Genomic DNA, 18,245 nt, shown 5'->3' with positions numbered 1-18,245 from the left:
CGCGCGGCGTACCGCCCGATTACAGATGAAATGCCCGCGCCGCGGCCGACATGAGGGCGGCATGTGCAGCAGCGCCAATAGCGTCATGGCGGGCAACTTGCGCCGCCCGCACCGAACAGAGAGAGGCCATGCCGACCGTCGTAGTGATCGAGGAAGATAGCGCCATGCGAACACTGATTTGCGAATGGCTGCTGGGCGAGGGCTACGCGGTGCAGGCGCTGCCCGCGCAGGGCGCGTCCAGCGGTGCCGATGCGGACCTCGTGATCGTCGACATGCCCGACCTCCGGGGCGGCGGCGCCGACACGGTGCGTGCCGTGCGGGCCGGCTACCCGCGTGCGGCGCTCATCGGGCTCTCGACCCGCCTCGGTCGCAGCCTGCACAGCGATTCGAACCCGGCCCGCGCGCTCGGCCTGCGCCGCCTCGTCGCCAAGCCCTGCGCGCGCGGCGAATTGCTGCAGGCCGTGGCCGACACCCTCGGCACTGCCCACTGACTTTCCCCATGAAATCCGCCGACCGCCTCCGCCGCCGCATCGTTGCCGCCGGCGTGCTGCTGATCGCCGCGTGCATCGGCTCGGCGGGCTACGACGGCTGGCGGCTGCACCAGCAGATCATGCTGGCCAACGAGCGCGAGCTCGGCAACCTTGCCAAGGCGCTGGCCGAGCAGTCGCTGCGCAGCATGCAGGCGGTGGACGTGGTGCTGCGCGACACCGCGAGCTGGTACGGGGCGGCCAGCGGCGACTTCGGCCCTGGTGAGGTGTCGCCGGGCCTGGCCTCGCGCACGGTCGGCGTGCCGCAGGTGAGCGTGCTGACCGTCGTCGATGCCCACGGCATGCAGCGCCACCGCTCGCGTGACACCAGCGGGCCGCTGTCCGACGTGTCCGACCGGCCGTACTTCACCGCGCAGCGCGATTCGCGCGACACCGGGCTTTTCATCAGCGAGCCCATGACCACGCGCACGGAAGGCATGCCGGGGCTGGTGGTGTCGCGCCGCATCGACGGGCCGAACGGCGCGTTCGCAGGCGTGGTCACCGCCATCGTCACGCTGCAGCACCTGGAAGGCATGTACTCGGCCATCCAGCTGGGCGACCGCAGTTCGCTGCTGCTCACGCTGAGCGACGGCACGCTGGTGGTGCGCCAGCCGGGGCCCACCGATCCGGCGAAGAAGCTGAGCTTTCCCGAGCTCGCGGCGCTGAAGGAAGGCGGCAAGGTGGCGCGCGCCGTCAACCCGATGGACGGCCGGGCCAAGCTGATCGCCGCGGTGGGCGTGGGCAAGCGGCCGCTGATCCTGGCCGTCATGCGCGACGAGGAAGAGGCCCTGCGGCCCTGGTACGACGAGATGTGGAGCTCGGGCATCCGCACGGTGCTCTTGATCCTGCTGGTGGTGCTCACCATCGTCGGCCTCCTGCGCCAGTTGCGCCGGCAGGAGCGCGGCGAGCTGGCGCTGCGCCAGAGCGAGGAGCGCTACGCCATGGCCATGGAGGCCGCGAACGAAGGCCATGCCGAATGGAACGTCGCACAAGACTCGGTGTTCGTCTCCGACAAGTGGCGCGCACTGCACGGCGTCGACACGTCGGTGCCGCTGGGCACCTCGGCCGACGTGCTGCGCCATGTGCACCTGCACCCCGACGACGCGCCGCACGCCAAGGTCGCCATCGACGACCACCTGGCCGGCCGCACGCACGCGGTCGAGCTCGAATACCGCGTGCGCCACGCCGGCGGCGACTGGCGCTGGATTCATGCGCGCGGCCGCTGCGTGCGCGACGACGCCGGCGCGGCGCTGCGCCTCTTCGGCGCCGCCACCGACGTGAGCGACCGCAAGCTCGCCGAGGCCGACAAGACCCGGCTCGAAGCGCGCCTGCAGCAGACGCAGCGGCTCGAGGCGCTGGGCACCTTGTCGGGCGGCATTGCGCACGACTTCAACAACATCCTGGGCGCCATCCTCGGTTTCGGCGAAATGGCGCAGCAGCAGGCCGAGCCCGGCAGCGCCATGCGCCGCCACATCGACCGCGTGATGCAGGCCGGTGCCCGCGCGCGCCTCCTGGTGCGGCGGATTCTCGATTTCAGCCGAAGCGGCATCGCCGAGCGTGTGCCGGTCAATATGCAGGCGCTGGTCGAAGAGGTGATCTCGATGCTCGTGCCCACGCTGCCGCCGGGCCTGCGCGTGGACGCGCGGCTGCAGTCCGGTAGCGCGGCCGTGGTGGGCGACGGCACGCAGCTCTACCAGGTGGTGATGAACCTCTGCACGAACGCCGTGCAGGCCATGGGCAAGGTGAGCGATGAGGGCGTGGTGAGCCTCAGGCTCGACCGCGTGGACATCGCCGAAAAGCGCGCGCTGCTGCACGGCGACATCGCGGCCGGTTCGTACGTGCGCCTGGATGTGGGCGACACCGGCCCGGGCATTTCGCCCGAGGTGCTGCAGCGCATGTTCGATCCGTTCTTCACCACCAAGAAGGTGGGCGAGGGCACGGGCCTCGGCCTCTCGGTGGTGCACGGCATCGTGGCGGACATCGGCGGCGCGATCGACGTGGCGACCGGCAACGGCCGGCCGACGGTCGTGTCGGTGTGGCTGCCGGTGCTGCAAGGGCAGGCGGCGGACGGCGGGCCGGAACAGGCGCCGCTGGACACCGTGCCCGGCTGCCCGCGCGGCAACGGCGAGGTCGTGATGATCGTGGACGACGAGCAACCGCTGCTGGAGCTGGCCGAGGAACTGCTCGCAAGCCTGGGCTACGAGCCGGTGGGCTTCGGCACCAGCGAGCGCGCGCTGGCCGCGTTCGAGGCCGATCCGCGGCGCTTCGATGCGGTGCTCACCGACGAGATGCTGCCCGGCATGCCCGGCAGCGAACTGGCCCGGCTGCTGCGGTCGAAGCGCCCGGAGCTGCCGGTGGCGCTGGTGAGTGGCAACGTCAACGTGGCGCTGGAACAGCGGGCGCGCGATGCGGGCGTGGCAGAGGTACTGCACAAGCCGCTGGGGCTGCAGGAACTGGCCGAGTGCCTCGCGCGCATCCTGGCGGCCCGGCCGCCGGATTGAACCGGGCTCCGTGCGGCACTAACATCGGCGGCCACGCCCCGCCGGCTTTCGCGTTCCGAACGAATCTCCCATGTCCGTCACCACCCTGCTGCTGCAACTCGTCGTCATCCTCACCACGGCGCGCCTCTGCGGCTGGGTGCTGCGCTACCTGGGGCAGCCCAGCGTGGTGGGCGAGATGGCCGCGGGCCTGATGCTCGGCCCGGCCGTGATGGGCGCGCTCTTTCCTTCGCTGCATGCGCAGCTCTTCGCCAAGGACCTGCTGCAGGGCCTGTCGTCGCTGTCGACAGTGGGGCTGGTGCTGTTCATGTTCGTCGTCGGGCTGGAACTGCGGTCCTCGCAGAACATGCGCTCACAGATCAAGGCGGCCGGCGCCGTGGGTGTGCTCAGCGTGATCGTGCCGCTGGCGCTGGGCCTTGCGATCTCGCCGGCGCTGTACCCCACGCTCGCGCCGGCCGGCGTCGCGTTCTGGCCCTTTGCGCTCTTCATGGCGGCAGCGCTTTCCATCACGGCCTTTCCGGTCATGGCGCGCATCCTGAAGGACCGCGGCATGACGCGCACCTCCTTCGGCCAGCTGTCGCTGAGCGCCGCGGCGGTGGTCGACGTGTTCGCCTGGGTCCTGCTCGCCTTCGTGGTGGCGATGGTGGGCGCGGGCGAGGGCTATGCGGGGCTCATCAAGATCACGGTCGGCGTGGTGGTGATGCTGGCCTTCCTGTTCTTCGGGCTGAAGCCGGCCTTTGCCTGGCTGCTGCGCGTGAAGGCGCCCGATGGGGAGCCTTCGACCACGGTGATGGCCTCGCTGATGATCGGCCTGCTGGTCACCGCGCTGCTCACCGAATGGCTGCACTTGCACGCGGTGTTCGGCGCCTTCCTCTTCGGCGCCTGCCTGCCGCGCGACGACCGCCTCCTGCGCTCGCTGAGCGAGCGCATCGAGCCCATTTCCATCGTCGTGCTGATGCCGCTGTTCTTCGCGCTCGCCGGGCTGGGCACCACCGCCAGCGCGTTCAACGGCGCGAGCCTCGGCGCGATGCTGCTGATCATCGGCGTCGCCACCATCGGCAAGATCGCCGGCGGCGCGGCCGGTGCGCGTCTGGCGGGCTACAGCTGGCGCGACAGCATGGCCACAGGCTCGTTGATGAATGCGCGCGGGTTGATGGAGCTGATCGTCATCAAGATCGGTTTCGACGTGGGCCTGATCGGTGCCGAGCTCTTCACGATGCTGCTGGTGATGGCGCTCGCCACCACTGCGATGACCGGGCCGCTCATGACGCTGTGCCTCGGCCGCAAGGCAAAACCTGTTGCGGACGCGGCGCCTCCTGCCGAAGCCGAGGCGCACGCCAAGCCCTGAAGAGAAAAAAAACCGTTCACGCTGAGCTTGTCGAAGCGCCGCGCAAGGCTTCGACAAGCTCAGCCCGAACGGTGGTGATGGCCTCCACCCGAACGGTTGGGATGGCCTCCACCCGAACGGTTGTGATGGCCTTGGCCCGAACTGTTGTGGTGGCCTTGCCTCAGCCGCTGCGGCGCACCGTGAAGCCGATGCGCGTTTCTCCACCCTCGCTCGACGCGAACACGCGTCCGCCGTGCATGCGCGCGATGGCCTCGACGATGGACAGGCCCAGTCCGTGATGCCTTGTCGATCCGTCGCGGGCCTGCGCGGCGCGGTAGAAGCGCTCGAACAGGCGGGGAAGGGCGGCCGGATCGATCGGCTCCCCGCGGTTCACGACCGAGAGCACGAATTCGTCGCGCTCCTCTTTCAGCTCGATGCGAATGGCCGATGTCGGCGCGGCGAAGCGGATCGCATTGCCCAGGAGGTTGGAGAGCGCACGACGCACGAGCGAGGCGTCCACATCGGCCATCGCATCGCCGGCCACTTCGGCCTTCAAGCCGGCCTCGTCGAGCATCGCGTCGTAGAAGTCGATCACGTCGCGCGCCTGCGCCGCGAGGTTCACGACGGCGCGCGAGCGCGTCGAGGTGCCGCGGTCGGCCTTGGAGAGAAACAGCATGTCGGTGACGATGCCCGAGAGCCGGCCGATCTCCTCCAGGTTGGAGGTCAGCACGCCCTGCAGTTCCTCGTTGGAGCGTTGCCGCGTGAGCGCGAGTTCGGTCGAGCCGATGAGGTTGGCGAGCGGCGTGCGCAGCTCGTGCGCCACGTCGGCATTGAAGGATTCGAGCTGCACATAGGCCCGCTGCACGCGCAGCAGCAGTGCGTTGAACTGGGTGATCCACGGACGAAGCTCTTTGGCGAAGGCCAGTGCATCGATCGGCTGGTTGGCCTTGTCCGGCGCCATGGCCGCGGTGCGGTCGGCAAGCGCTTTCAACGGACGCAGTCCGCGCCGCACCAGCCACATGCCGGTGAGCGATACCAGCGCGGTGCCCATCACCACGGCGCCGAGCAGCGTCCATGCGAGCCGTTCGAGCAGGCGTGCTTCCTGCGCCACGTTCACGCCGAGCTGCACCTGCAGGTTGGTTGTCAGCCCGCCTTGCTGCCAGGGCACCGTCAGGTCCCGGCGCAGCCAGCGGCCACCGGTGGTCGGCCGCGATTCGAAGAGGCGTTTGCCCGCATGCGAGATCGACAGGCTCACGTCGTCCTGCAGCGAGAAGAAGTCGTCGAGCTTGTGCTTGAGAAAGACGAGGTCGCCGCCTTTCTCGGCCTCCTTCAGCAGGTGCTGCACGAGCACCGCCTTCTGGTCGAGTTCGTCATCCTGCTTCTCGCCGAAGTTCCAGGCCGTCACGAGGTAGATGGCCAGGCAGATGACGCTGAGCCCGAAGAGCGTCTGCGCGGCGATCCAGAGCGAGAGCCGGCTCTGTATCGATTGCGGGCGCGGGCTCATGCCCAGGAGCGGTCTTCCAGCACGTAGCCCATGCCGCGCACCGTGTGCAGCAGCTTCACCTCGAACGGATCGTCGATCTTGCTGCGCAGGCGCCGGATGGCTACTTCCACCACGTTGGTGTCGCTGTCGAAGTTCATGTCCCACACCTGCTCGGCGAGCGTGGTGCGCGAGAGGATCTGGCCGCGCCGGCGCAGCAGCACCACCAGCAGGGTGAACTCCTTGGCCGTGAGGTCGAGCCGCACGCGGTTGCGAAACACCTTGCGGCTCGCCATGTCGAGTTCGAGGTCGGCAAGGCGCAGCACGGTGGAATCTTGTGCCTTGCCGCGCCGAAGCAGCGCCTGCACGCGCGCCAGCAACTCGGAGAAGGAGAAGGGCTTGACGAGGTAATCGTCGGCGCCTTGCTGCAGGCCCTGCACGCGGTCTTCGACTTTGTCGCGTGCGGTGAGCACCAGCACGGGCACGTTCTTCGTGCGGCGTATCGCCTGGAGCACTGTGAAGCCGTCGATGCCGGGCAGCATGACGTCGAGCAGGACCAGTGCGTACTCTCCCTCGGTGGCGAGGTATCGGCCCTCGATGCCGTCGCGGGCAATGTCGACGACATATCCGTTTTCCTCCAGCCCTTTTTTGAGGTAATCGCCCAGTTTGGGTTCGTCTTCTATGACAAGGATTCTCATTGTCGGATCGTACCCAATAGCTCTCAAAACACTGGTTACGATTTAGTAATCCTATTGACGGACGAAGCGCCGTCTGCAGGTCGTACATTGCGCCGGGCCCTCTGTTCGCAGGGCTTTTTGCGGACGGGGCTTTGCACCCCGTCGATATACTTTTTGGCTCATGCGTCGCTGGCTCCTCATCTTTCTGCTGCTCCTCTTTCCGTTCCAGCTCAGCTGGGCGGCGTCGGCGGCGTATTGCCAGCACGAGCGCGACACGCAGCCCGAGCACTGGGGCCACCACCAGGACGAGCCCAACAACAACACCGATCGCACGCACAACGCCGGCGGCGCGAAGCAGGACACCAGCACGCAGCCGAACGGCGCAGTCGGGCACTGCATCGTCAGCCACTTCGGCGCTGCGCAGCATGTGGACATGGCGGCCGGCAATGCCGTCGGCGCGCTGCAGTTGCCCCAGGTGCTGCATGCGAAAACGGAAGACCGTTTCATCTCGCATGTCTCCGAAGTCCCCGTGCGCCCCGCACGGACTCTCGCCCTCTGATTCGGCGAGAGAACACCACCCACCACTGATCCCTTTCATCAGCTGAGCTCTCGCCGAATTCGTCCGTCCGTTGTTTCGCAACCCAGGAGAATTCGATGCGCACGCTCTTCGTGCCGCTGGCCGTCTTGGCCTTGGCGGTGCCCCCGGCCTATTCACAGCAATTGCAGCAGTCGCAGACCGCTGCGGGCCTTCCGACTTCATCATCCCGCCCGGCCGCCAGAACGCTGGAGCCCGCGGGTCCGCTGACCCTTCGCAGCGCCATCGCGATGGTGCTGCAGTCCAACCCCAGCCTGTCCGCCGCCTCGCGTGAGCAGGAAGCCACCGAGGGCGCCATCGTCCAGGCCGGCGCCTGGCCCAACCCCGAGTTCGGTGCGCAGCTGGAAGACCTGCGGCGCGACAACCGCACCACCACGCTGCAACTGAGCCAGCCCATCGAGCTGGGCGGCAAGCGCGCGGCCCGCGTGACGGCCGCCGAACGCGCGCGTGACCAGGCTGCCTCGGCGCTGGTGGCGCGCCGCTCGGATTTGCGGGCCTCGACCGTCACGCTGTTCTTCGAAGTGCTGACGGCGCAGGAGCGCCTGCGGCTCGCGCAGGACTCGGTCGGCCTCGCGCAGATCGCGACGAAGGCGGCCGCCAACCGTGTCACGGCCGGCAAGGTCTCGCCGCTGGAGGAAACCCGCGCGCGCGTGGCCGAGGCCGGTGTGCGCGTCGAGTTGCTGCAGGCCGAGGGCACGCTGCGCTCCGCGCGCCAGCAGTTGGCCGCGCTGTGGGGCAACCCCGTGCCGCGCTTCACGCAGGTGGACGGCGCAGTCGATCAGTTGCCGACGCTCGCTTCGCCTCAAGACGTAGAAGGCCGGCTCTTCGCCGCGCCCGTGCTGCGGCAGGCACGGCTCGAAGTCGAAAGGCGCGAGGCGCTCTCCAGCCTCGAGCGGGCCAAGCGCATTCCCGACGTCACCGTGTCGCTCGGCGCCAAGCGCGTGCCCGCGTCCACCGACACCGAAGGTGCGAGCAACCGCCGCAACCAGGTCGTCGTCGGGCTCTCGGTGCCGCTGCCGATCTTCGACACCAACCGAGGCAACCTCGCCGAGGCCCTGAGCCGCGAGGAGAAAGCGCGAGACGACCTCGCCGCCGCCGAGCTGCAACTGGGCGCTGACGTAGCGCAGGCCACCGAGCGCCTGCGCTCGGCGCGCGCCACCGCCGAGACGCTGCAGCGCGATGCGCTTCCTGGCGCCGAGACCGCCTACAAGGCCGCGACCAAGGGCTTCGAGCTGGGCAAGTTCAGCTTTCTCGAAGCGCTCGATGCGCAGCGCACGCTGTTCCAGGTGCGGAACCAATACCTCGTCGCACTGGCCGATGCGCACCGCGCGGCCGGAGAACTCGACCGCCTGCTCGGCACCGACGGAGAAGAAACCCTGCACGCGACGCCCGTCGCACGCTGACACGGACACCCAAGATCATGAACACGCAAGAAGAACGCAAGACTCTCACCGAGCGCACCAGCAAGAAGCAGTGGATGGCCGTCGTGGCCATCCTGGTCCTGGGCTTCGCGGCGGGGGCGCTGATCCTGCGCACCGACCCGGCCAAGCCCCAGGCGGCCGGCCATTCGGAGGCCGGCGGCCATGCCGACGGCGAGCACCACGAGGAAGGGAAAGCCGAGGGCAAGGACCATGGCCACGACCACGGCCATGAAGAAGCCAAGGGTCATGGCGACAAGGAGCACCACGGCGAGGAATCCAAGGAGAAGGGCGCTCCCGCTGAAGCGAAAGCTGAATCGAAGGAGCACAAGGAGGACGAAGAAAAGATCCCCTTCACCGACGAGCAGGTGAAGGCGGCCGGCATGGCCATCGAAAGCGCCGGCCCCGCGCGCATCAAGACCTCGCTGCAACTGCCCGGCGAGATCAAGTTCAACGAAGACCGCACGGCCCACGTGGTGCCGCGCGTGGCGGGCGTGGTCGACAGCGTGTCGGCCAACCTGGGGCAAGAGGTGAAGCGCGGGCAGGTGCTCGCGGTGCTGTCGAGCCCGGGGCTCTCGGAGCAGCGCAGTGCGTTGCAATCGGCGCAGCGCCGGCTGGAACTGGCGCGCACCACCTACGAGCGCGAGAAGAAACTCTGGGAAGAAAAGATCTCGCCGCAACAGGATTACTTGCAGGCGCAGCAAGCGATGCAGGAAGCGCAGATCGCCGTGGCCAATGCCAACCAGAAGCTGCTGGCGCTCGGCGCCACGCCGGGCTCGGCCGCGCTCGGCCGTTACGAGCTGCGCGCGCCTTTCGACGGCATGGTGGTCGAGAAGCACATCTCGCTCGGCGAATCGGTGGGCGAGGCGGTCAACGTCTTCACCATCTCCGACCTCTCGACCGTGTGGGCCGAGATCAGCGTGGCGGCCAACAACCTGAACCTGGTGCGCATCGGCGAGCCGGTGACCATTCGTTCCAGCGCCTTCGACCAGACGGCCAGCGGCACCGTGTCGTACGTGGGCTCGCTCATCGGTGCGCAGACGCGCACGGCCACGGCGCGCGTCACGTTGACCAATCCGCAGCGCGTGTGGCGCCCGGGCCTGTTCGTGAACGTGGAGCTGGTGTCGTCCGAGGCGGACGCGCCCGTCACCGTGGCGGCGGAGGCGGTGCAGACGGTGGAAGAAAAACCCACCGTCTTCCTCAAGGTGCCCGGCGGCTTCATGCCGCAGCACGTGCAGACCGGCCGCAGCGACGGCAAGCGCATCGAGATCGTCGGCGGCCTGAAGCCCGGAGCAGCGTATGCCGCAAGCGGCAGCTTCGTCATCAAGTCGCAGCAGGGCAAGAGCTCCGCCACGCACACCCACTGAGGACGCCGCATGTTCGAACGCATCATCGGCTTCTCCATTGCGCAGCGCTGGCTCGTGCTGCTCGCCGTGCTCGGCATGGCCGCGCTCGGCGTCTTCAGCTACCAGAAGCTGCCCATCGACGCGGTGCCCGACATCACCAACGTGCAGGTGCAGATCAACACCTCCGCGCCCGGCTACTCGCCGCTCGAAGCCGAGCAGCGCGTGACCTATCCCATCGAGACGGTGATGGCGGGCCTGCCGGGCCTGCAGCAGACCCGCTCGCTCTCGCGCTACGGCCTCTCGCAGGTGACGGTGATCTTCGAGGACGGCACCGACATCTACTTCGCGCGGCAGCTGGTGAACGAGCGCATCCAGTCGGCGCGCGAGAGCATGCCCAGCGGCATCTCGCCGGTGATCGGACCGATCTCCACGGGCCTGGGCGAAATCTATCTCTGGACGGTGGAAGCAGAAGAGGGCGCGAAGAAGCCCGACGGCAAGCCCTATACGCCCACGGACCTGCGCGAGATTCAGGACTGGATCATCAAGCCGCAACTGCGCAACGTGAAGGGCGTGACCGAGATCAATTCCATCGGCGGCTACGACAAGGAGTACCAGATCGCGCCCGACCCCGCGAAGCTCCTGGCGCACGGCCTCACGATGACCGACCTGGTCACCGCGCTGGAGCGCAACAACGCCAACGTGGGCGCGGGCTACATCGAGAAGCGCGGCGAGCAGTACCTCATTCGCGCGCCGGGCCAGGTGAAGTCGGTGGAAGACATCGGCAACGTGATCCTGGGTAATGCAGGCGGCATTCCGCTGCGGGTGCAGGACGTGGCCGAGGTCGGCATCGGCCAGGAACTGCGCACGGGCGCCGCCACCGACAACGGCCGCGAGGTGGTGCTGGGCACCGTCTTCATGCTGATCGGCGAGAACAGCCGTACCGTGTCGCAGGCCGTCGACAAGAAGATGCAGGAGGTCAACCGCACGCTGCCCGCGGGCGTGAAGGCGGTGACGGTGTACGACCGCACGGTGCTGGTCGACAAGGCCATCGCGACGGTGAAGAAGAACCTCTTCGAGGGCGCGGTGCTGGTGATCGCGATCCTGTTCCTCTTTCTCGGCAACATCCGCGCGGCGCTCATCACCGCGCTGGTGATTCCGCTGTCGATGCTCTTCACCTTCACCGGCATGGTGAACCAGAAGGTCAGCGCCAACCTCATGAGCCTGGGCGCGCTGGACTTCGGGATCATCATCGACGGGGCGGTGGTGATCGTGGAGAACTGCGTGCGAAGGCTCGCGCATGCGCAGGCCAAGCATGGGCGGCCGTTGACGCGCAGCGAGCGCTTTCATGAAGTGTTCGCCGCCTCGCAGGAGGCGCGGCGCCCGCTGCTGTTCGGACAGCTCATCATCATGATCGTGTACCTGCCGATCTTTGCGCTCACGGGCGTGGAGGGAAAGCTCTTCCATCCGATGGCCTTCACCGTGGTGATCGCGCTGGTGGGCGCGATGATCTTGTCGATCACTTTCATTCCCGCGGCCGTGGCGCTCTTCATCGGCAACAAGGTCAGCGAGAAGGAGAACCGGCTGATGACGTGGGCCAAGCGCGGCTACGAGCCGCTGCTCGCGCGCGTGATGACGGCCAAGCCGCTGGTGATCACGGTGGCTGCGGTGGCGGTGGTGCTCTCGGGTCTGCTGGCGACGCGGCTGGGCACCGAGTTCGTGCCGAGCCTCAGCGAAGGCGACTTCGCGATCCAGGCGCTGCGCATTCCGGGCACCAGCCTCACGCAGTCGGTCGAGATGCAGAAGCAGCTCGAACGCACGCTGAAGGCGAAATTCCCGGAGATCGAGCGCGTGTTCGCGCGCACCGGCACGGCCGAGATTGCATCGGACCCGATGCCGCCGAACATCTCCGACGGCTACATCATGTTGAAGCCCGAGAGCGAGTGGCCTGCACCGAAGCGCACGCGCTCGGAACTGCTGACGGCGGTGCAGGAAGAGGTCGAGAAGCTGCCGGGCAACAACTACGAGTTCTCGCAGCCGATCCAGTTGCGCTTCAACGAATTGATTTCCGGCGTGCGCAGCGACGTGGCGGTGAAGATCTTCGGCGACGACGTGGCGGTGCTCGACAAGACGGCCGCTGAAGTGTCGAAGGTGCTCACCGGCATCTCCGGCGCGGCAGAGGTGAAGGTCGAGCAGACCACGGGCCTGCCGATGCTCACGGTGAACATCGACCGCCAGAAGACCGCGCGCTACGGCCTCAACGTGGGCGACGTGCAGGACGCGATTTCCATCGCGGTCGGCGGCCGAGAGGCGGGCACGCTGTTCGACGGCGACCGGCGCTTCGACATCCTGGTGCGCCTGCCAGAGAACCTGCGCACCGACCTGGAGGCGATCAAGCGGCTGCCGGTCGCGCTGCCCAAGGGCGCGGGCGCCGAGGGATTGCGCACCAGCTTCATCCCGCTCGGCGAAGTCGCCACGCTGGAACTCGCGCCGGGCCCCAACCAGGTGAGCCGCGAGAACGGCAAGCGCCGCATCGTGGTGAGCGCCAACGTGCGCGGCCGCGACCTCGGCTCCTTCGTGGCCGAGGCCGAAGCGGCGATGCGCCAGGTGACCATTCCCACCGGCTACTGGACCGTGTGGGGCGGCCAGTACGAGAACCTCGCCTCGGCCACGCAGCGGCTGCAGGTGGTGGTGCCGGTGTCGCTGCTGCTGGTGTTCACGCTGCTGTTCGCGATGTTCGGCAACCTGAAGGACGGCCTCTTGGTGTTCACCGGCATCCCGTTCGCGCTCACCGGCGGCATCGTGGCGCTGTGGCTGCGCGACATTCCGCTGTCGATCTCGGCGGCGGTGGGTTTCATCGCGCTCTCGGGCGTGGCGGTGCTCAACGGGCTGGTGATGATCTCGTTCATCCGCAACCTGCGCGAGGGCGGGCTGCCGCTGGACGAGGCCATCCGCGAAGGCGCGCTCACCCGGCTGCGGCCGGTGCTGATGACGGCGCTGGTCGCGTCGCTGGGCTTCGTGCCGATGGCCATTGCCACCGGCACCGGCGCCGAGGTGCAGCGGCCGCTGGCGACGGTGGTGATCGGCGGTATCCTTTCTTCGACCGCGCTGACGCTGCTGGTGCTTCCGCTGCTCTATCGCATTGCCCACCGGCGCGATGAGGACAAAGCGTTAGAGGAGGCCCGCAGGCGCGAGGCCCGACCCATGTCGATGGAGCTGCCCTAGGAGCGCAGCGGGTCGATTTCCTGGTTTTTCGCCTGGCCTGTCACAAACCCGTGACGCCGGACGTCTAAGGAACAGGCGCCTCCGGACAGAGGTGCTTCTTTCGCCATTCACCAGGAATCGATCATGAAAATCGTCATCATCGGAGGCTCCGGCCTCATCGGCTCGAAGCTTGCCGTGCTGCTGCGCCAGGCGGGCCACGAGGTCGTTGCGGCCTCGCCATCCACCGGCGTCAACACGCTTACCGGAGAGGGCCTGAGGGAAGCGCTCGCGGGTGCGCGCATCGTCGTCGACGTGGCGAATTCGCCGTCGTTCGCGGATGAGCCCGCGCTGCATTTCTTCGACACCGCAGGCCGCAACCTGCTCGCCGCCGAAGCAGAGGCGGGCGTCGCGCACCACATCGCGCTGTCGGTGGTCGGCACCGACCGCCTGCTGGCCAGCGGCTATTTCCGCGCCAAGCAGCGGCAGGAAGAACTGATCGAGGCCTCGCCCGTGCCCTGGACCATCGTGCAGGCCACGCAGTTCTTCGAGTTCGTGGCCGGCATCGCCGACGGGAGCGTGCGGGACGGCGAGGTGCGGCTGTCGAACGCGCTGATCCAGCCGATGTCGGCGGACGACGTCGCCGCCGCACTCGCCGTGGTGGTGGGCGAATCGCCCGCGCGGCGTCGGATCGAGATCGCGGGACCGGAGGTTGTTCCGCTCGACGCGCTGGTGCGCCGCCTGTTCGCGGCGACCGGCGACAAGCGGCCGGTCGTCACCGACGCCGAGGCCAGCTACTTCGGCGTGCAGCTCGACGACCGCTCGCTGACGCCCGGCACCGGCCCGCGCCTCGGGACGACCCGCTTCGCGGACTGGCTCGCGCAGCGTGCGCGTGCCTGAGCCGCCGGCGACCTGCTGAACTATTCATTCATTGATTCAAGGCCCACCACACGGGCCGGAAAGACAACCCATGACCCGCTTGCAGAAAACCTGCATCTCCCTCGGTCTCGCACTCGGCATGTTCGCCGCGGTGCCCGCCCTGGCCGCACCCGAAGCCGCCGCGACCGTCCTCATGACGAAGGACCTGGCGGACATGCCAGGCAAGGAGGTGATCTCGTTCATCGTCGACTTTCCGCCGGGCTCCGTCGATCCGGTCCACCGTCACGATGCCCACGCCTTCATCTACGTGCTCGAAGGATCGATCGTGATGGGCGTGAAGGGCGGCAAGGAGGTCACGTTGACCCCCGGCCAGACGTTCTACGAAGGCCCGGGCGACATCCACACCGTCGGCCGCAACGCCAGCAAGACCAAGCCCGCGAAGTTCTTGGTGACGATGGTCAAGGACAAGGGCGCGCCTTTGCTGACGCTGGTCAAGTAGCCAGCGGGAAAGCGTTCAGCGCGCCGGCCGGATCGCCGATTTCGGCCTGAAGGCCTTGCAGACCGCGTCGTCGGTCTCGAGGTACGGCCCGCCGATCAGGTCGATGCAGTAGGGCACCGCCGCGAAGATGCCGGGCACGAGCTGCGTGCCGTCGGCATCCTTCAGCCCTTCGAGCGTTTCGGCGATCGACTTGGGCTGCCCGGGCAGGTTGATGACGAGGCTCTTGTCGCGGATCACCGCCACTTGGCGCGACAGGATCGCGGTCGGCACGAAGCGCAGGCTGATCTGGCGCATCTGCTCGCCGAAGCCGGGCATTTCCTTGTGCGCGACGGCCAGGGTGGCTTCGGGGGTCACGTCCCGGAGGGCAGGGCCGGTGCCGCCGGTGGTCAACACCAGCGAGCAGCCGGCGTCGACCAGTTCGATCAGCGTGGCGCTGATCAGGGCGGCTTCGTCAGGGATCAGCCGGGCCTCGAATTCGATGGGGTTCTTCAACGCCCGGCCAAGCCATTCCTTCAGCGCGGGCAGGCCCTTGTCTTCGTAGGTGCCGCTGGAGGCGCGGTCGCTGACGGAGACGATGCCGATGCGGACCGGATCGAACTGCGACGAACTCATGCGTCTTCTTCCCGGTCTTGCGCGGCGGCGGCCGCGGCGTGGTCGTCACCGCCGTGCACTGCCAGTTGTTCCCGCACCAGTTGGAAGATTTCCCGGTAGGCCTTGCCCTGGCGCGGCGCTTCGCCGGCCGGGCCGGTCTTCATGTCCTTGCGGGCCTGGCGCACCAGGGCGCGCAGTTGCTGGGAGTCGGTGGCGGGGTGGGTTTCGATCCATCCGCCGAGTGCGTCGTCGTCGGCGATCAGGCGGTCGCGCCAGCGTTCGGCCTCGTGCAGGGCGGCGGTTTCGGCGGCCGGCGTGCTGTTCTGCTCGGTCAACGCGAGCTTCACGGCTTCCAGCGTGGGCTCGTCGAGCTTGCGCATCAGCTTGCCGATGAACTGCATCTGGCGGCGCTTGCCCTCGAAGTTGGTGATGCGCTTGGCCTCGGCGATGGCGTCGACCAGTTTTTCGTCCAGTTGGAGGGCGTCGAACAGGGCGGCGCGCAGCGTGAGCAGCTCGGTGCCGAGCTTCTGCAGTTCGTCGCTTTCGCGCTTGAGATCGGTGCGGCTGGCATCGTCGGTGCCCTTGAGCTCGCGCTTGAGCTCCAGGTCGAGTTCGCTGCCTTCGGCAACGAACTGGCCACGGACGAAATAGCCTTTTTTGGGTTTGCGGGACATGTGGGTGGATTCTGGGCCGCGACGTGCGGCGTTGCAATGCGTGCAACAGGACAGCGAAGACAGCGGGAAGCTGGGGGAAAACCGGGAAATGGGGGGCGCAAGTATCATAGCCACCACATGACGACATCCTCCTCGCGCGCCGATTCCGGCTTCGCCTACAGCCGCTCCTTCTTCGAAAACCTGGTCGACACGGCCCTGGCCCACGCCAAAAAGCTCGGTGCCACCGATGCCGGCGCCGAGGCCTCCGAGGGCTGCGGCCTCAGCGTCTCGGTTCGCAAGGGCGAACTCGAGAACGTCGAGCGAAACCGGGACAAGTCGCTCGGCATCACGGTCTACGTGGGCCACCGCCGCGGCAACGCGAGCACCTCCGATTTCTCCGAGGGCGCCATCAAGCAGACCGTGCAGGCCGCCTACGACATCGCCCGCTTCACCGCCGAAGACCCGGTCAGCGGCCTTCCCGACGAGGAAGACATCGCCAAGGAACACCCCGAACTGGACCTGTTCCATCCCTGGGACGCGACCAGCGAGCAGGCCGCCAAGCTGGCGCTGGAATGCGAAGCGGCAGCCCTCTCGACCGACAAGCGCATCACCAACAGCGAAGGCGCTGGCGTCTCGGCCCAGCAGAGCCACTTCTTCAGCGCCCATACGCATGGCTTCCGCGGCGGCTACGCCAGCTCGCGGCATTCGATCTCGGTGGCGCCCATCGCCGGCAAGGGCGACAACATGCAGCGCGACGCCTGGTACAGCTCCATGCGTTCGGCCGACGAACTCGCGAGCCCGCAGGCCGTGGGCCGCTACGCCGCCGAACGGGCCTTGAGCCGCCTGAAGTCGCGCAAGATCAAGACCACCGAATGCCCGGTGCTGTTCGAGTCGCCGCTGGCCGTGGGTCTCCTGGGCGGGCTGGTGCAGGCGGTGAGCGGCGGGGCGCTGTACCGCAAGAGCACCTTCTTGCTCGATTCGCTCGGCAAGCCGGTGCTGCCCAAGCACATCGACATTGCCGAAGACCCGCATGTGATGCGCGGCAAGGGCAGTTCGCCCTTCGATGACGAAGGCGTGACCACGCGCGCCCGCAAGGTGGTCGATGCCGGCCGGCTCGAGGGCTATTTTCTCTCGACCTATTCGGCCCGCAAGCTCGGCATGAAGACCACTGGCAACGCCGGCGGCTCGCACAACCTGACGCTGAGTTCGCGCCTGACGAAGCACGGCGACGACCTCGACGCCATGCTCGCCAAGCTGGGCACCGGCCTCTTCGTGATCGAGCTGATGGGGCAGGGCGTGAACTACGTGACCGGCGACTATTCGCGCGGCGCGAGCGGTTTCTGGGTCGAGAAGGGCCGCATCGCCTTCCCCGTGCAGGAGATCACCATCGCCGGCAACTTGAAGGACATGCTGATGGGCATTGAAGCCATCGGCGCGGATGCCTACACTTTCGGCGCCAAGACCACGGGGTCGATTCTGGTCAACCGCATGAAGGTGGCTGGCGCCTGACGGGCGCCTTCTGCCCGCACCGGCAACGTCGCATGCTCGAAAGCAACCCGTGGTCACACCCAGGGAGACGCCATGAGCAAATACAACAATGCGAGAAAGCCGGAACTCGAGCATGAGCTGATGCGCGACCCCCGGCTCGGTTTCGAGCCGGCGGGCGGCAGTTCGGTGCGCTGCCTGCAGCACGGCGTTCCATGGCCGTTCGATTGCTGGCACTACCACGACGAATACGAGCTGCAGATCATCAACCGCAGCAGCGGGGATGCCTACGTCGGCAATCACATCGGACGCTTCGAGCCGGGGTATGTCGCCCTGGTCGGCGGACGGTTGCCGCACACCTGGATCTCGCACGACGTGCCGCCCGAGGGCATTGCCGACCGCAGCATGGTCATTCATTTCCGCGACGAGCCGCTGCGCAAGGCCTCGGGCCTGTTCCCCGAGCTGGAGGCCGTGTTGCCGATGCTCGACCGCGCACGGCTGGGCATCGAGTTCTTTGGCATCAGTGCGCGCATGCGGGAGCGCTTCGCGCGGGTGCAGGCCCAGGAGGGCATGGCCCGGCTCTCGGAATTCATCGGGGTGCTGCACGAGCTCGCGAACTGGGAAGACTGGCGCCAGATATCCAGCGCGGCCGGCCCGCTGGACGATGACCCGAGCGCCAACACCCGCATGCGCCGCGTGCTCGACTACCTCGATGCGCATTTGACCGAAGAGCTCTCGCTGCCGGCCGTGTGCGCGGTGGCCAACATGGCCGAGAGCAGCTTCTCGCGCTACTTCCACAGGCACATGGGCAGCACCTTCACCGACTTTGTGACGCGGCTGCGCATCACGAAGGCCTGCGAGATGCTGCAGACCTCCGACCGGCTGGTGAGCGACATCTGCTACGAGGTGGGTTTCGCGAACCTCGCGAATTTCAACCGGCGATTCCTGCATCTCAAGGGCATGACGCCCTCGGCCTACCGTCAGCAGGCGCAGGACCGCTTCGGCCTGCGGACGGCGCAGAACACGCCGCTCGCGGCGACCACGACCACGACCACGACCACGACCTGAGTCT

The 18,245-nt window shown here is 67.7% G+C and carries 15 protein-coding genes; 11 read left to right on the top strand and 4 right to left on the bottom strand.

Annotated elements, in window-relative coordinates; translation table 11 throughout:
- Positions 1-164 precede the first annotated feature (164 nt).
- From VARPA_RS31405 to VARPA_RS20380, 3 genes are all read left to right on the top strand, one after another.
- The gene (locus tag VARPA_RS31405) at positions 165-491 is read left to right on the top strand and encodes a response regulator (RefSeq protein WP_167330552.1); all 327 of its coding nucleotides are present in this window, start codon (positions 165-167) and stop codon (positions 489-491) included.
- Positions 492-499: 8 nt separating this feature from the next.
- Positions 500-3,028, top strand: coding sequence for an ATP-binding protein (locus VARPA_RS30285; protein ID WP_013542469.1), 2,529 nt, complete (start codon positions 500-502; stop codon positions 3,026-3,028).
- A gap of 70 nt (positions 3,029-3,098) precedes the next feature.
- On the top strand, positions 3,099-4,373 hold the full coding sequence (locus VARPA_RS20380; protein WP_013542468.1) for a cation:proton antiporter: 1,275 nt from the start codon (positions 3,099-3,101) through the stop codon (positions 4,371-4,373).
- Positions 4,374-4,533: 160 nt separating this feature from the next.
- On the opposite strand, the gene VARPA_RS20375 is transcribed toward VARPA_RS20380, so the two are convergent.
- The gene (locus VARPA_RS20375; RefSeq protein WP_013542467.1) at positions 4,534-5,856 is read right to left on the bottom strand and encodes a heavy metal sensor histidine kinase; all 1,323 of its coding nucleotides are present in this window, start codon (positions 5,854-5,856) and stop codon (positions 4,534-4,536) included.
- Positions 5,853-6,530, bottom strand: coding sequence for a heavy metal response regulator transcription factor (locus VARPA_RS20370; RefSeq protein WP_013542466.1), 678 nt, complete (start codon positions 6,528-6,530; stop codon positions 5,853-5,855). Before VARPA_RS20370 ends, VARPA_RS20375 begins: the two co-directional genes overlap by 4 nt.
- Positions 6,531-6,690: 160 nt before the next feature.
- Between VARPA_RS20370 and VARPA_RS20365 the strand changes: the two genes are divergently transcribed.
- The 6 genes from VARPA_RS20365 (at position 6,691) to VARPA_RS20340 (ending at position 14,444) form a co-directional block, all read left to right on the top strand.
- Positions 6,691-7,068 carry a hypothetical protein gene (locus VARPA_RS20365; protein ID WP_013542465.1) on the top strand — a complete coding sequence of 126 codons (378 nt, stop codon included), beginning with the start codon at positions 6,691-6,693 and terminating at the stop codon, positions 7,066-7,068.
- 95 nt (positions 7,069-7,163) lie between these two features.
- Positions 7,164-8,507 (top strand): TolC family protein, encoded by a 1,344-nt coding sequence (locus tag VARPA_RS20360; RefSeq protein WP_013542464.1) that lies wholly within the window; start codon positions 7,164-7,166, stop codon positions 8,505-8,507.
- Between the two features lie 17 nt (positions 8,508-8,524).
- A complete protein-coding gene (locus VARPA_RS20355; protein WP_013542463.1) occupies positions 8,525-9,889 on the top strand; it encodes an efflux RND transporter periplasmic adaptor subunit in 1,365 nt (454 codons plus the stop codon).
- Between the two features lie 9 nt (positions 9,890-9,898).
- Positions 9,899-13,090 (top strand): CusA/CzcA family heavy metal efflux RND transporter, encoded by a 3,192-nt coding sequence (locus VARPA_RS20350; RefSeq protein WP_013542462.1) that lies wholly within the window; start codon positions 9,899-9,901, stop codon positions 13,088-13,090.
- A gap of 123 nt (positions 13,091-13,213) precedes the next feature.
- Complete coding sequence (locus VARPA_RS20345) at positions 13,214-13,966, top strand: SDR family oxidoreductase (RefSeq protein ID WP_013542461.1); 753 nt, start codon at positions 13,214-13,216, stop codon at positions 13,964-13,966.
- A gap of 70 nt (positions 13,967-14,036) precedes the next feature.
- Positions 14,037-14,444 carry a cupin domain-containing protein gene (locus VARPA_RS20340; protein WP_013542460.1) on the top strand — a complete coding sequence of 136 codons (408 nt, stop codon included), beginning with the start codon at positions 14,037-14,039 and terminating at the stop codon, positions 14,442-14,444.
- A gap of 15 nt (positions 14,445-14,459) precedes the next feature.
- Here the strand turns inward: VARPA_RS20340 and mog are convergent, their stop codons facing one another.
- Both mog and yjgA read right to left on the bottom strand, forming a co-directional pair.
- Positions 14,460-15,056 carry a molybdopterin adenylyltransferase gene (gene mog / locus VARPA_RS20335; protein WP_013542459.1) on the bottom strand — a complete coding sequence of 199 codons (597 nt, stop codon included), beginning with the start codon at positions 15,054-15,056 and terminating at the stop codon, positions 14,460-14,462.
- Positions 15,053-15,709 (bottom strand): ribosome biogenesis factor YjgA, encoded by a 657-nt coding sequence (yjgA, locus tag VARPA_RS20330; protein ID WP_013542458.1) that lies wholly within the window; start codon positions 15,707-15,709, stop codon positions 15,053-15,055. The genes mog and yjgA overlap by 4 nt, the downstream gene beginning before the upstream one ends.
- A 117-nt stretch (positions 15,710-15,826) precedes the next feature.
- Between yjgA and pmbA the strand changes: the two genes are divergently transcribed.
- Both pmbA and VARPA_RS20320 read left to right on the top strand, forming a co-directional pair.
- Entirely contained in the window at positions 15,827-17,197 is a 1,371-nt protein-coding gene (pmbA, locus tag VARPA_RS20325; protein WP_013542457.1) for a metalloprotease PmbA, read from the top strand.
- Positions 17,198-17,269: 72 nt separating this feature from the next.
- Positions 17,270-18,241 (top strand): helix-turn-helix domain-containing protein, encoded by a 972-nt coding sequence (locus VARPA_RS20320; RefSeq protein ID WP_013542456.1) that lies wholly within the window; start codon positions 17,270-17,272, stop codon positions 18,239-18,241.
- The last annotated feature ends 4 nt before the right edge of the window (positions 18,242-18,245 follow it).

It is taken from the genome of Variovorax paradoxus EPS (genome assembly GCF_000184745.1).
In the GTDB taxonomy this organism is placed as follows: Bacteria; Pseudomonadota; Gammaproteobacteria; order Burkholderiales; family Burkholderiaceae_C; genus Variovorax; species Variovorax paradoxus_C.
This window is presented reverse-complemented; position numbering and strand designations above follow the sequence as displayed.